Raw genomic sequence first — 13,057 nt, forward strand, 5'->3', positions numbered from 1 at the left:
GGTTGCTGTGCCCCAAAAACGAAAGCTTAGTGGTAGCAAGCTTTTTGTGAAAAAGTTCGGCGGCACTTCGGTGGGTTCTATTGAACGTATCGAAGCGGTCGCTGAGCAGATTACAAAGTCAGCTCACAATGGTGAGCAGCAAGTTTTAGTCTTATCCGCGATGGCGGGTGAGACGAATCGCCTGTTTGCACTTGCAGCACAAATTAATCCGCGCGCCTCGGCGCGCGAGTTAGACATGCTAGTCTCGACGGGTGAGCAAGTGAGTATTGCTTTGATGTCGATGGCGCTACAACGTCGCGGCATAAAAGCGAAATCCCTTACGGGCGATCAAGTGCAAATTCATACAAATAGTCAATTTGGCCGCGCCAGTATCGAGCGCGTCGATACTGAGTATTTGCAATCCCTGTTAGCCGACGGTGTTGTGCCGATCGTTGCAGGGTTTCAGGGCATCGATCCTCAAGGTGAAGTGACCACCTTAGGACGCGGTGGTTCAGATACCACTGCAGTAGCCTTAGCGGCAGCGTTAGAAGCCGATGAATGCCAGATTTTTACCGATGTGGCAGGGGTATTTACCACAGATCCTAATATTGATAGCAGTGCACGTCGCCTCGATGTGATTGGGTTTGATGTGATGCTCGAAATGGCAAAGCTCGGCGCTAAAGTATTGCATCCTGATTCTGTTGAATACGCCGAGCGTTTTCGCGTACCGCTGCGAGTATTGTCGAGCTTTGAAGCTGGGCAGGGGACGTTAATCCAATTTGGCGACGAGTCGGAATTAACGATTGCCTCGTTAGTGCAAGGTATTGCGATTAATAAGGCGCTGGCAACGCTGACGATTGAAGGGCTGTTTACCACCAGTGAACGCTATCAAGCGTTGTTAGGCTGCTTAACTCGATTGGAAATCGACGTGGAATTTATTTCTCCATTGAGGATCCATGAGGATGATCCTTCGGGTCGCGTCAGTTTTATGCTCGCAGAAGCTAAGGTTGATACTCTGCTTAATGAGCTCGAAGGCTTAAGTGAAAGCCTTGCTCTCGGGCCATTGATTATCGAACGTCAACGTGCAAAAGTATCTTTAGTTGGCAAAGGTTTACAGGCAAAAATGGGATTATTGACTAAGATGTTAGAAGTCTTGGGTAATGAAACTATTCATGCTAAGTTACTCACGACGTCAGAGAGTAAATTATCAACCGTTATCGATGAAAGGGACTTACACAAGGCGGTTCGGGCGTTACATCACGCTTTCGAGCTAAATAAGGTGTAATTAAATAACCGTTTGAGTATTGAATACTATTAATTTGTACTAAGCTGACCTTATAATAAGCCCATCTACCGGATGAGTGCCGTGTGTAAGCTGAATTAAGAAATAAAGGAGCTATCGAATGCTGATTTTGACTCGTCGTGTTGGCGAAACACTGATGATTGGTGATGAAGTCACAGTTACAGTGCTAGGGGTAAAAGGCAATCAAGTGCGTATTGGTGTGAATGCACCAAAAGAGGTTTCTGTTCATCGCGAAGAAATCTACCAACGCATTCAATCTGAAAAATCAGGTACACCATCGGAAGGTGGTAACTTTTAGTACCTTGTTTTGGCAAGCGTACTACGGCAACAGAAAAGTCAGTTTTTTAACTGGCTTTTTTATTTTTTAGACCGAAAGATTGGCGTAAATCAATACATTGGCTTGATATAACAGCAATGTGATTAAAAACAGTTCAAATGGAATCTGTTTCGGAAAAAGGGTTTGACTTATTTTCGTCAAACAGTAATATGTGCGCCAAGAAAACGGAGAGGTGGCCGAGTGGCCGAAGGCGCTCCCCTGCTAAGGGAGTATGGGCTTTAACTCCCATCGAGGGTTCGAATCCCTCCTTCTCCGCCATTTCTTAAAGATAGAAAACAGTGCGCGTGTAGCTCAGCTGGATAGAGTACCTGGCTACGAACCAGGCGGTCGGAGGTTCGACTCCTTCCACGCGCACCATTTTTTATTAGTGTTTGATGTAAAAGTAAATTTAGATACAAGTCGCGCGTGTAGCTCAGCTGGATAGAGTACCTGGCTACGAACCAGGCGGTCGGAGGTTCGACTCCTTCCACGCGCACCATCTCTGCATTAGTTAATCTTTAACTCATCAGTTTTGAATTTCATAAGAAATTTTGTAGATAATTGCTTATAGCAAAGAGTTAAAATGCGCGTGTAGCTCAGCTGGATAGAGTACCTGGCTACGAACCAGGCGGTCGGAGGTTCGACTCCTTCCACGCGCACCAATTTAGATTAATACGATTTAAATCGTATTAATGTTTTACCGTTTAACATGCGCGTGTAGCTCAGCTGGATAGAGTACCTGGCTACGAACCAGGCGGTCGGAGGTTCGACTCCTTCCACGCGCACCAATTTAAATTAATATGATTTAGGTCGTATTAGTGTTTTATCGTTTAACATGCGCGTGTAGCTCAGCTGGATAGAGTACCTGGCTACGAACCAGGCGGTCGGAGGTTCGACTCCTTCCACGCGCACCAATATAGTTAACGAGATACGTCTTGTTGATTTAAAGCGTTAAACGCGGAGAGGTGGCCGAGTGGCCGAAGGCGCTCCCCTGCTAAGGGAGTATGGGCTTTAACTCCCATCGAGGGTTCGAATCCCTCCTTCTCCGCCATTCTATTCTTTTAGTCGAGAAGAATAGAATAAATTTGCTAGATAAAAGTGCTTATCCTAGACTCAATCTTAATTGAATCTTAGAAGTACAAAAACGAGTTTGCGCGTGTAGCTCAGCTGGATAGAGTACCTGGCTACGAACCAGGCGGTCGGAGGTTCGACTCCTTCCACGCGCACCATATAGATAAGCCCTGCAAGCAATTGCAGGGCTTTTTTATTTTTTAATCTGTAAGGTTTAACTCATTATATTTTTACCCGCTTAGGTTTAACCTTAACTTTGCATCATCATCTTTTGCTTTACCTTAGCTATCTTCGGTGTTGCTATCTTTAGCCATTTCGTTTTAAACACTTCTCTTTCTTAGGTTCAACTCACTGAAGAATCTGCTTTTGCCTGTGTTGAGAGTCTATGACGACATTGGATATTCATGTCTGCACTCAATGTCAGTCTCTCAGTGCTGCCTCTGGAGGTATTAGCTGTTCTTTAGTCTACATGTGTGGTGTTTACTTATGTCGGCAGTGATGGGCTACGTGTGAGCTCGTGAGCGATAGACCACGGGGAGTGATGAGGATGAATGGTGAGGTGGTTTCAATACTGTGCCGTAGGTTAAATGGCAGTGTTTAGAATTGACTCGGGTTCAATGCGGCATCTGGCCCAAGAGCGTAGATTAAGGCTCATAATTGCTCATAGATTGCAGTGATATAGATACAAGAAGGGCAGCCAAGTGGCTGCCCTTCATTCAGTTAGAACCAATCATAACAAGTGAATCAGAGTAAATGAGAAGCTTAAGCTTCTAACTTAGCAAACTCAGATTTTTGTTCGTTGAGCTTGTCCATGTCACGCTTGAGATCGGCCATCTTAGCGCGCTCTTTGTCGATAACCTCGGCAGGGGCTTTTGCCACGAAGCCTTGGTTCGACAATTTGCCTTCGATGCGAGCGATCTCTTGGCCGAGCTTTTCAAGCTGTTTGTCGATACGGGCCATTTCGGCGGCGACATCGATTAAGCCTGCCATAGGGATCAGCAGCTCCATTTCGCCAATCAAACCTGTGGTCGACATAGGCGCAGTTTCGCCATCGGCTAAAATGGTCATGCTTTCTAAGCGGGCAAGCGTAGTGAAGAAGGTTTGGTTCGCTTCTACACGGGCTTTATCCTGCGCGCTAACACCACGAAGTAGGGCATTTAGCGGTTTAGATGGGGCAATGTTCAGTTCGGCGCGAATGTTACGCACCGCGACGATCACTTGCTTAACCCATTCTAAATCGGCCATTGCTGCGCTATCGACTTTAGCGGCATCAAATGTTGGGAACGGCGCAAGCATAATGGTATCACCAGTGACACCGGTTAACGGTTTAACGCGCTGCCAAATGGTTTCAGTGATATACGGCATCATAGGGTGCATCAGGCGTTGCATCGCTTCGAGCACTGTCACTAAGGTGTGACGGGTGCCGCGCATTTGCGTTTCGCTGCCGTTTTGCAATACCGGTTTGGTTAACTCTAAGTACCAGTCACAGAACTGGTTCCAAGTGAACTCATACAGGGTATTGGCCGCTAAGTCGAAACGGTAGGCTGTCATGTGATCGTCAAAGGTCTTAACGGTTTGATTGAACAAGCCAATAATCCAGCGATCTGCCAACGAGAGTTCCATCTCGCCGCCTTTGTGCTCTGGTGAGCCTGGGCCGCAATCTTGATCTTCTGTGTTCATCAGCACGTAGCGTGAGGCGTTCCATAACTTGTTACAGAAGCTACGGTAACCGTCTAAGCGCTTCATGTCCCAGTTGATGTCACGACCCGTTGATGCCATTGCCGCAAGCGTAAAGCGCAGTGCATCAGTGCCGTGGGCTTCTATACCGTCAGCAAACTCTTTGCGAGTGCTCTTTTCAATCTTGGCGGCCAGTTGTGGCTGCATCATGTTGCCGGTACGTTTTTCAACTAAATCTTCAAGTCCGATACCGTCGATCATGTCTAATGGATCGAGTACGTTACCTTTAGATTTTGACATTTTGTTACCCGCTTCATCGCGGATAAGACCGGTTACGTACACGGTTTTGAACGGGACTTGTGGTTTGCCGTCTTCATCTTTGATGAAGTGCATGGTCATCATGATCATACGGGCAACCCAGAAGAAGATGATGTCAAAACCTGTCACCAACACGTCGGTTGGGTGGAAGGTTTTTAAATCTTCTAAATTGTCAGGCCAACCTAAGGTCGAGAAAGTCCACAGGGCTGAGCTGAACCAAGTGTCCAGTACGTCTTCGTCTTGGCGTAATGTCATCGAGTCGGCGATATTGTGCTTAGCACGTACATCGGCTTCGTTGCGGCCGACATAGACTTTGCCATTTTCGTCGTACCATGCTGGGATGCGGTGCCCCCACCATAATTGACGCGAAATACACCAGTCTTGAATGTCACGCATCCACGAGAAGTACATGTTCTCGTATTGTTGTGGTACAAATTTAATGCTGCCATTTTCAACGGCTTCGATAGCGGTTTTCGCCATTGGCGCAACAGCTACATACCATTGGTCGGTTAGCATTGGCTCGATAACCACACCGGAGCGATCGCCGTAAGGCACTTTCAAGGTGTGCGGCGCGATTTTTTCGAGCAGCCCTAAAGTGTCAAATTCAGCGACGATAGCATCGCGCGCTTTAAAACGGTCAAGTCCGGCAAAGCGTTCAGGCAGGCTGCCATCGAGCGTTTTGTTAAAGGTACCGTCAGAGTTCACCACTTCGGCGCTCACGCGAATGGCGGCATCTAAGGTCAGCACGTTGAACATGGGTAGGTTGTGACGTTTACCGACTTCATAGTCGTTAAAGTCATGGGCCGGGGTGATCTTCACGCAGCCAGTACCAAAGGCCATGTCGACGTAATCGTCGGCCACGATAGGAATGCGGCGGTTAACAATCGGCAACAGAATAAACTTACCGACCAGCGCTTGATAGCGTTCATCATCGGGATGCACTGCAACCGCACTGTCGCCGAGCATGGTTTCTGGGCGCGTGGTAGCGACTTCTAAATAGTCTTTACCATCGGCTGTCAGTTCACCGTCGGCCAGTGGATAACGCAGATGCCACATGTGGCCCTGTTTTTCTTTGCTTTCCACTTCTAAATCAGAGATAGCTGTGTGCAGCTTTGGATCCCAGTTGACCAAACGCTTACCGCGATAAATCAACTCGTCTTCGTACAGACGTACAAACACTTCCTGCACTGCCTTGGACAAGCCTTCGTCCATAGTGAAACGCTCGCGGTCCCAATCTACAGAAGCGCCCATACGACGTAGCTGCTTAGTGATAGTGCCGCCCGATTGCGCTTTCCATTCCCACACTTTATCCATAAAGGCATCGCGACCTAGGTCATGGCGATTTTTACCTTCTTCGGCTTCAAGCTTACGCTCAACCAACATTTGGGTGGCGATACCCGCATGGTCAGTACCGACTTGCCATAGGGTATTTTTGCCTTTCATCCGTTGGTAACGGGTCAAGGTATCCATAATGGTGTCTTGGAAGGCGTGGCCCATGTGCAAGCTGCCCGTCACGTTAGGTGGCGGGATCATGATGCAATAATTGCCTTTGGATTCATCGCCGTGTGGCTTGAAGTAACCTTGCTCTTCCCAGTTTTGGTAAAGCGTTTGCTCGATGGACTGCGGATCGTATGTTTTTTCCATGGGAACGTGTCTGTCTCAAACTAATTAAGTGGATGTGTTGCTAAGTCTTGGGTCTGTAAATTGACCCCTAAGCCGCGATACTGTCGATAACGTTCGCGAGCGACCGCTTTATGCTGATCGTCATTGGCAACAAAATCGATAATGTGGCCAAAGTTTACCGCAAATGGGGGCGCTTGGTCTGCAAGATTAATCAGAACTTGGCGACTTTTGTTGGCGCCGAGGCGATCAAAACCAATTTCTACCGGCGATCCCGTCATCGGGCCTTCACCTTTGAGGTTATGAGGTACAAAGGCACTTGGCTCAAACTGCCATAAAAGTTCATCAATTGCATGGGCTTGCTGTTTATCTTGGCAATGGATATAGACCCATTGTTGCTTCACAAAAGCCTGTTGCGCCAGTTGGCATGCCAGAAGATGCATCTCGCAAAGTGCAGGGTTCGCATTCGCGGTTTCAACAGGTGAATCAGCCTTGGCTTTGGCAGGCGATGCCACTGGCGGCATAAGATAAAACAGCACTTGAGTCATGATTTCAATGCCTTGCTTCACTTGTTTTAGTGGCGAACGAGAGCAGCAGTTTACACTAAAAGTCAGTATGGGTTAATGCTTAGGGCAAACCTTACGGTGAGGTTTTATCTATCACTGTCTGGCTGGACTTAATGGGATGCTTTCAAACCGTTGGAGATGAAGAGGGTAGAGCTATAACTCTTTGAAAAATTATTCTAAAACCATTAGTTGTTCAGTTTTTTATTCAAGTTCTTATTCAGGAAATCGATTTTCTGATTAAATTAAGAAAATAAAAAAGGCGAAGATGAAATCTTCGCCTTTCATTTATCGAGCCTTTAACACACTAAGGCCGGATAGTCGGTTATTCGCCGAGTTCAACACCAGCACGATTGATCAGGAACTGAGTCAATAGTGGCACTGGACGACCCGTAGAACCTTTGTTAGCACCGCTATTCCAAGCTGTACCCGCAACGTCTAAGTGAGCCCAGTTGTACTTTTTAGCAAAGCGCGAAAGGAAACATGCTGCTGTGATAGCTCCAGCAGGACGGCCACCTAAGTTGGTCATGTCAGCAAATGGGCTGTCGAGCATATCTTGATACTCATCCCACAATGGCATACGCCATGCGCGGTCACCACTTTGCTCACCGGCACTTAATAGCTCGTGTGCTAGAGGGTTATGCGATGAGAACAGACCCGATGCGTGTTTACCAAGGGCAATCACACACGCACCAGTCAGGGTTGCAGTATCGATAACCAATTCAGGATCGAAACGCTCAACATAGGTTAATACGTCACATAGGACTAAACGGCCTTCTGCATCGGTATTTAACACTTCAACGGTTTGACCTGACATAGTGGTCAGAATGTCACCTGGACGGTAAGCATTACCCGATGGCATGTTTTCACAGCCAGCCAGAATACCCACAACGTTGATAGGTAACTTCATATCACAGATGGCTTTCATGGTGCCGATAACACCTGCTGCGCCACCCATGTCGTACTTCATTTCGTCCATGGCTTCGCCAGGTTTCAATGAAATACCACCCGAGTCGAAGGTTAACCCTTTACCGACTAATACGATTGGTTTTTCTGTGCTATCGACAGCGCCCTTGTATTCCATCACAGTCATGATGGATTCATTGGCACTGGCGCGACCGACTGCAAGGTATGAGTTCATGCCCAGTTTGGCCATTTGCTCTTCACCAATAGTGGTGACATGCAGAGTGTCGTGTATTTCAGCCATTTGGCGAGCTTGAGAAGCTAAATAGGCTGGATTACAGATGTTCGGTGGCATGTTGGCTACATCGCGACATAAATGCATGCCAGCAGATACTGCCATACCATGCTCGATGGCGCGCTCACCTAAAGTTAATTCACGGCGAGTCGGGACATTAAACACTAATTTACGCAGTGGACGGCGAGTTTCACCTTTGCGGGTCTTCAGGGCATCAAAGCTATAAAGACTGCTATTAGTGGTTTCAACCGCTTGACGTACTTTCCAATACGTATCGCGTCCTTTCACGTGCAGTTCAGTTAAGAAGCAAACCGCTTCCATTGAACCCGTTTCGTTAAGGGTGTTGATTGTCTTAGTGATGATTTGTTTGTATTGGCGTTCGTCTAGTTCTCGTTCTTTGCCACAACCCACTAATAATACACGTTCACTCAATACGTTAGGAACATGGTGCAGCAATAACATCTGGCCAGGTTTACCTTCCAGATCGCCGCGACGCAGTAGGTTACTGATATAACCTTCGCTAATTTTATCTAATTGCTCCGCGATACCCGACAGACGACGGGGTTCATAAACACCGACCACGATACAGGCTGAGCGTTGTTTTTCGGGGCTACCGCTCTTTACGCTAAACTCCATGAGCACTCCTAGATTCTTAAAGACAAATTTTTATATTTATTGGATAATGTCTGCTTGTCCCGAAAAGGGCCTAAGTTATTACTCCAAAGGTGATTTATTCTCGGCGCTTGAGTCACGCATTTCGTGACGTTAAGTTTACCTAGAACCCCTGAAGCTGGTCAGAAAACTATCAAAAGTAAACAGTTTACATGAAAGTTAGTCTGTTACCAGCAAAAAGATAAGTTTAGAGACCGGATCCTGCCTGTGATTGTATTTAAATACCTTATTCGAGAAGTTTTAAAGGCACAAATTGCGGTACTTTTAGTGCTGTTAACTATTTTTATTAGCCAGCATTTCGTGCGTATACTGGCCGATGCCTCCGACGGCGATTTTCCCGCCTCTTTAATCATGACTCTGATTGGGCTTAACTTGCCTTATCTGGTGATCTTAGTGCTGCCGTTAAGTTTGTTCTTGGGTATTTTACTGGCCCACGGCCGTATGTATTCCGAAAATGAAATGGTCATTCTCCACGGTGTTGGGGTCAGTGAGTGGTATGTCACCCGCGTAACGCTGATCCTCGCCGTGATCAATATGCTGTTTACTGGCTATTTATCCCTTTATGTTGCTCCTTGGGCAGAAGAACAGCAAAACCAAGTGCTCGAAAAAGCCCAGTCTGAAGCGGGTCTTGCCGCCTTAATCCAAGGGCGTTTTCAGGCGAGTCCCAATGGTCGCGCGGTATTATTTGTTGAGCGTATTGGTAAAGATAACGAGTTAGATAAAGTGTTTGTAGCCCAGTTGCCAGATCCTGATGATGAAACTGGCGTGACCAATGTCGTGGTGGCTAAAGGTGGACGAGTACAGGAAGATAGTTCAGGTGCTCAACAATTGAACTTGAATGACGGCGTGCGTTATCAAGGCAGCCCGAAGGCGAAGGACTACCAAATGATCGAATTTGGTGGTTATAAAATGCAAATTAAAGAGCAGCAAGTTGATGAGCGTCGCCGTAAGTTATCTGCATTGCCCGTTGATGAACTCGTGAAAATTGAAGGTGCTGAAGCCGCTGCTGAATTCCACTGGCGTCTTGCTATCCCGCTCGCGATTCCAATTATGACACTAATTGCTGTGCCGTTGGCGCGGGTGAATGTGCGCCAAGGTAAGTTTGCTAAGATGTTCCCAGCAGTACTTTTATATCTTGGCTATTTTGGGCTAATGGTCGCGGGACGTAAGGCATTGCAAGATGGGATTATTCCACTGTATTTAGGTATGTGGTGGATCCATGTTTCTGCGCTCTTGATGGGGTTATTCTTGCTCGGCAAAGATAGGCCTATTTTCAGTCGTATATCGTCCTTGTTTGCCAATAAGAAGGTGGCAGCATGAAGATATTAGACCTTTATATCGCCAGAATATTGTTAAGCACTTCAGCGCTTTGTTTGCTGGTGTTGACTGGTTTGTCGGGCATCATCAAATGGGTTGATCAGCTGCGTTTAGTTGGCCGTGGCACCTACAGCATGATGGATGCTGGCATCTATGTTTTATTTTTAGTGCCACGGGATATTGAAATGTTTTTCCCTATGGCCGTCTTGCTAGGCGCTTTGATTGGTATGGGAATGTTGGCATCGAATTCCGAACTTGTGGTGATGCAAGCTTCTGGCATGTCACGTTTGCAGATCACTATGTCGGCGATGAAAACTGCTGTGCCTTTGATGTTATTGGTGATGGTTTTAGGAGAGTGGGGCGCACCGATTGCTGAGCAAAAAGCCAATGAGTTGCAAGCTGTTAAACTCTCTGGTGGGAGTTTAATTAAGTCCCATCGTGGAATTTGGGCAAAGGATGGTGATTTGTTCGTTAATATTGGTGAAGTTGAAAACATCAATAAACTCAGCAATATCACGCTTTATAAATTCAATAGCGAACTTAAGCTCACCAATGTAGTTCACGCAGACCGAGCGGTCTTTTCCCAAGATCGCTGGCGTTTATTTGACGTTAAACGTACCGATTTAAGCTATGAAAAAGTCGTGCTTGAGTATCTTGAAGAAGACCAATGGCAATCAAGTTTAACGCCAGATAAGCTCAGCGTAGTGTCGATTAAACCCGAGGCGTTATCTATACGTGGTCTGGTCGGTTATCTTGATTACCTTAAAACTAACAGTCAAGATCCCAGCCGTTATGAGCTTGCTTTATGGCGCAAGGTGATGCAGCCCGTGACGGTCGCAGTGATGATGTTAGTGGCACTGTCGTTTGTATTTGGTCCGCTGCGGACAGTGACTATGGGCGCGCGCGTATTACTTGGGGTCGTAGCAGGTTTTAGCTTTTATATCAGTAATGAGATTTTTGGCCCAATGAGTATAGTGTATGAGCTACCCGCTTATGTGGGGGCTGTTGCGCCAAGCTTGTTGTTTACTGGCGTTGCCTTCTACTTTATCCGGCGATGATACGCAGCTTATTACTTCTTACTCCGGATTTTGTCAATTAAGAATAGTCCATAAAAATAGTCCATAAAAAACGACGCTTTTGCGTCGTTTTTTGTATTTCGGATTTACTTAAGAATAAACTTATGCCCCATGCCAGTTACGCATTTGGTTGGCTTCTTTAGACAGCACGACAACTTCTGAGCGAGTCATCATATCCTGCAGTGCGCGCTTATCATCATTGATTAAAATCCATAAATTGCCAATGCCGAGCAGTGACCAAATGATGCGAGCGTAGGCAGTGATTAGACTTAAGTTTTGGCCATTAGGATGTTGAATTTTAAGCCGCCAAGCGCGCATCCCTAAGGTTTGACCGCCCTTACTCCAGAATAATGCGTAGAAAGTGCCGACACACAAGGCAAGCCAGAGTTGATAAATTCCCTGATAAACCGGCGTGCCATTGAGTGCATCTGAGACATGTTCAAAGCCATTCATGCCAGCCAGTCCTGAAGCGGTGAGGCCGTAGAAAATCCCAAAGCCCATTGCGCCCGCAACCATATAGACGGCCACGGCTAACATCGAATCGTAAATTGCAGCGCCTAGGCGGCGGAAGAATCCTGCGCGGGGGAAATTAGCATGTTCGGTATTGAGCATTACAGTGTCCTGTTATTGAAGTGCTTAAAGCTAATACAAAAAACAATTAATACATTAGCCTAGGCTTCAGGTTCTTCATCTCTGACAAAGTGGATATTGCTAAAACCAAAGCGGGCAAACTCTACTTTCCTGAATTCTTTTTCAGCCTTGGCACCTTTACGAGATGTCATGGCGACTTGTTGTTCCATAGCCAAAAATTTGGTCAGATCTATGCCTTCGGCTTCGGCCACAGCTTCATATAAATCATGGTGTTTGTCGTAGCTAAAGGCGATAGTTTTCGTCTTACCTTTGAAGGTATAAGTGACTTGACGGGCCATGGGGGGGAGCTCTCCTGAAATAAGTCTGAAATTAATTAAATTCACTTCTAAAAATAAAATACACAGCACCTAAGATGCACAGTCCTGCCCACAGATAATCGAGCTTCAATGGTTCTTTCATATAGTAATAGGCAAAGGGGACAAACAAACTTAAGGTGATGACTTCTTGTAAAATTTTTAACTGGCCGACATTCATTACTGTGTAGCCGATACGGTTAGCAGGCACTTGCAGCAAGTATTCAAATAGGGCGATACCCCAGCTCACTAAGGCCGCAATAATCCAAGGTTTTGAGCCTAGCGTTTTCAAATGCCCGTACCAAGCAAAGGTCATAAAAATATTACTTAAGCAAAGTAAACCGATAGTGGTTAGGGTTGGATTCATTTTTCATCTCTATGATTAAATTTATAAATCATATACATAGCATCGTCAGTATAGCTGCCAAGGCATTTATCGATTGCCTTAGGTTTAAAACCCATTTTAAGCCAATAGCTGTCGGCACCTTGTACGGCTACGAGGGATAAGGAATTGAGATTATAGCGATCCGCCAATAGTGTTAGGCGGGTCAGCGCCTTAGCGCCGGCGCCTAAACCTTGGGCTTTGGCCGAAATCGCAATATCGTGTAGGTATAAGGTATCAGCCTTGGGTAAATGTGTGATGGGCTGATATAGCGCGGGCGGCATATTGGCGGTCCAAGGGTGAGCCAAGCAATAACCGACAACCGACTTATCCACTTCGAACACAAAACAGGACTGAGGTGATACCTGCCATTTACTTTGCAGTACGTGCAGTGGCTCAGGATCCAGTTGTGAGTAACACTCGTCTTGGATCGCTAAAATGGCATCCCAATCCTCTGGGGTGATTGCACGCAGTAACATGGCCGACATTTATCCTGTTTCAAGAGTTCTGTTGAAGGAACTCCGTGGAAAGAGTCCTGATTCAAATAAGCTCGGCATTATAACCTCAAGCAGCGTTAAAATGCAGGCTCCAGCGGCAATATAAAGCGCTTTAAAACCCGTA

General features: G+C 46.4%; 11 protein-coding genes and 8 tRNA genes. 12 read left to right on the plus strand and 7 right to left on the minus strand.

What is annotated here, in order from left to right; all coding sequences use genetic code 11:
- Nucleotides 1-7: 7 nt before the first annotated feature.
- The 10 genes from HQQ92_RS04645 (at nt 8) to HQQ92_RS04690 (ending at nt 2,827) form a co-directional block, all read left to right on the plus strand.
- Nucleotides 8-1,264: an aspartate kinase gene (locus HQQ92_RS04645; protein WP_006082603.1), complete on the plus strand. Its 1,257-nt coding sequence runs from the start codon at nt 8-10 to the stop codon at nt 1,262-1,264.
- 118 nt (nt 1,265-1,382) lie between these two features.
- The gene (gene csrA, locus HQQ92_RS04650; protein ID WP_006082602.1) at nt 1,383-1,580 is read left to right on the plus strand and encodes a carbon storage regulator CsrA; all 198 of its coding nucleotides are present in this window, start codon (nt 1,383-1,385) and stop codon (nt 1,578-1,580) included.
- 205 nt (nt 1,581-1,785) lie between these two features.
- A tRNA-Ser gene (locus HQQ92_RS04655) sits at nt 1,786-1,877 on the plus strand.
- A gap of 22 nt (nt 1,878-1,899) precedes the next feature.
- Nucleotides 1,900-1,976 (plus strand) — tRNA-Arg (locus HQQ92_RS04660).
- 44 nt (nt 1,977-2,020) lie between these two features.
- Nucleotides 2,021-2,097 (plus strand) — tRNA-Arg (locus HQQ92_RS04665).
- A gap of 86 nt (nt 2,098-2,183) precedes the next feature.
- A tRNA-Arg gene (locus tag HQQ92_RS04670) sits at nt 2,184-2,260 on the plus strand.
- A 49-nt stretch (nt 2,261-2,309) separates the two neighbouring features.
- Nucleotides 2,310-2,386: transfer RNA gene (locus HQQ92_RS04675), tRNA-Arg, on the plus strand.
- Nucleotides 2,387-2,435: 49 nt separating this feature from the next.
- Nucleotides 2,436-2,512, plus strand: a tRNA-Arg gene (locus HQQ92_RS04680).
- Nucleotides 2,513-2,557: 45 nt separating this feature from the next.
- A tRNA-Ser gene (locus tag HQQ92_RS04685) sits at nt 2,558-2,649 on the plus strand.
- Between the two features lie 101 nt (nt 2,650-2,750).
- A tRNA-Arg gene (locus HQQ92_RS04690) sits at nt 2,751-2,827 on the plus strand.
- 604 nt (nt 2,828-3,431) lie between these two features.
- Here HQQ92_RS04690 and HQQ92_RS04695 read toward each other — a convergent pair.
- The 3 genes from HQQ92_RS04695 to pepA all read right to left on the minus strand — a co-directional run bounded on the left by HQQ92_RS04695 (nt 3,432) and on the right by pepA (nt 8,681).
- Nucleotides 3,432-6,308 carry a valine--tRNA ligase gene (locus tag HQQ92_RS04695; protein ID WP_173243512.1) on the minus strand — a complete coding sequence of 959 codons (2,877 nt, stop codon included), beginning with the start codon at nt 6,306-6,308 and terminating at the stop codon, nt 3,432-3,434.
- Between the two features lie 20 nt (nt 6,309-6,328).
- Nucleotides 6,329-6,832 (minus strand): DNA polymerase III subunit chi, encoded by a 504-nt coding sequence (locus tag HQQ92_RS04700; RefSeq protein ID WP_131523599.1) that lies wholly within the window; start codon nt 6,830-6,832, stop codon nt 6,329-6,331.
- 340 nt (nt 6,833-7,172) lie between these two features.
- Nucleotides 7,173-8,681, minus strand: coding sequence for a leucyl aminopeptidase (gene pepA / locus HQQ92_RS04705; RefSeq protein ID WP_006082597.1), 1,509 nt, complete (start codon nt 8,679-8,681; stop codon nt 7,173-7,175).
- 243 nt (nt 8,682-8,924) lie between these two features.
- On the opposite strand from pepA, the gene lptF reads away from it, so the two are divergent.
- Both lptF and lptG read left to right on the plus strand, forming a co-directional pair.
- On the plus strand, nt 8,925-10,037 hold the full coding sequence (gene lptF / locus HQQ92_RS04710; protein ID WP_113939369.1) for an LPS export ABC transporter permease LptF: 1,113 nt from the start codon (nt 8,925-8,927) through the stop codon (nt 10,035-10,037).
- Nucleotides 10,034-11,092 carry an LPS export ABC transporter permease LptG gene (gene lptG / locus HQQ92_RS04715; protein WP_105251819.1) on the plus strand — a complete coding sequence of 353 codons (1,059 nt, stop codon included), beginning with the start codon at nt 10,034-10,036 and terminating at the stop codon, nt 11,090-11,092. Before lptF ends, lptG begins: the two co-directional genes overlap by 4 nt.
- A 120-nt stretch (nt 11,093-11,212) precedes the next feature.
- Here lptG and HQQ92_RS04720 read toward each other — a convergent pair whose 3' ends face one another.
- The 4 genes from HQQ92_RS04720 to HQQ92_RS04735 are packed head-to-tail and all read right to left on the minus strand — an operon-like array spanning nt 11,213 to nt 12,915.
- The gene (locus HQQ92_RS04720) at nt 11,213-11,722 is read right to left on the minus strand and encodes an RDD family protein (protein ID WP_131523600.1); all 510 of its coding nucleotides are present in this window, start codon (nt 11,720-11,722) and stop codon (nt 11,213-11,215) included.
- Nucleotides 11,723-11,781: 59 nt separating this feature from the next.
- Nucleotides 11,782-12,039 (minus strand): DUF2960 domain-containing protein, encoded by a 258-nt coding sequence (locus tag HQQ92_RS04725; protein ID WP_006082593.1) that lies wholly within the window; start codon nt 12,037-12,039, stop codon nt 11,782-11,784.
- Nucleotides 12,040-12,070: 31 nt separating this feature from the next.
- A complete protein-coding gene (locus tag HQQ92_RS04730; protein WP_173243515.1) occupies nt 12,071-12,421 on the minus strand; it encodes a DMT family protein in 351 nt (116 codons plus the stop codon).
- A complete protein-coding gene (locus HQQ92_RS04735) occupies nt 12,418-12,915 on the minus strand; it encodes a GNAT family N-acetyltransferase (protein ID WP_113939489.1) in 498 nt (165 codons plus the stop codon). Before HQQ92_RS04735 ends, HQQ92_RS04730 begins: the two co-directional genes overlap by 4 nt.
- Nucleotides 12,916-13,057 lie beyond the last annotated feature (142 nt).

The sequence above is a fragment of the Shewanella sp. DC2-4 genome, from assembly GCF_013248875.1.
Classification (GTDB): domain Bacteria; phylum Pseudomonadota; class Gammaproteobacteria; order Enterobacterales; family Shewanellaceae; genus Shewanella; species Shewanella oncorhynchi.

Excerpts from the sequence above, each read along its gene's own strand:
- csrA (WP_006082602.1), top strand. The coding sequence starts at position 1,383 with ATGCTGATTTTGACTCGTCGTGTTGGCGAAACACTGATGATTGGTGAT.
- HQQ92_RS04695 (WP_173243512.1), bottom strand. The coding sequence starts at position 6,308 with ATGGAAAAAACATACGATCCGCAGTCCATCGAGCAAACGCTTTACCAA.
- HQQ92_RS04700 (WP_131523599.1), bottom strand. The coding sequence starts at position 6,832 with ATGACTCAAGTGCTGTTTTATCTTATGCCGCCAGTGGCATCGCCTGCC.
- pepA (WP_006082597.1), bottom strand. The coding sequence starts at position 8,681 with ATGGAGTTTAGCGTAAAGAGCGGTAGCCCCGAAAAACAACGCTCAGCC.
- lptG (WP_105251819.1), top strand. The coding sequence starts at position 10,034 with ATGAAGATATTAGACCTTTATATCGCCAGAATATTGTTAAGCACTTCA.
- HQQ92_RS04720 (WP_131523600.1), bottom strand. The coding sequence starts at position 11,722 with ATGCTCAATACCGAACATGCTAATTTCCCCCGCGCAGGATTCTTCCGC.
- HQQ92_RS04725 (WP_006082593.1), bottom strand. The coding sequence starts at position 12,039 with ATGGCCCGTCAAGTCACTTATACCTTCAAAGGTAAGACGAAAACTATC.
- HQQ92_RS04730 (WP_173243515.1), bottom strand. The coding sequence starts at position 12,421 with ATGAATCCAACCCTAACCACTATCGGTTTACTTTGCTTAAGTAATATT.
- HQQ92_RS04735 (WP_113939489.1), bottom strand. The coding sequence starts at position 12,915 with ATGTTACTGCGTGCAATCACCCCAGAGGATTGGGATGCCATTTTAGCG.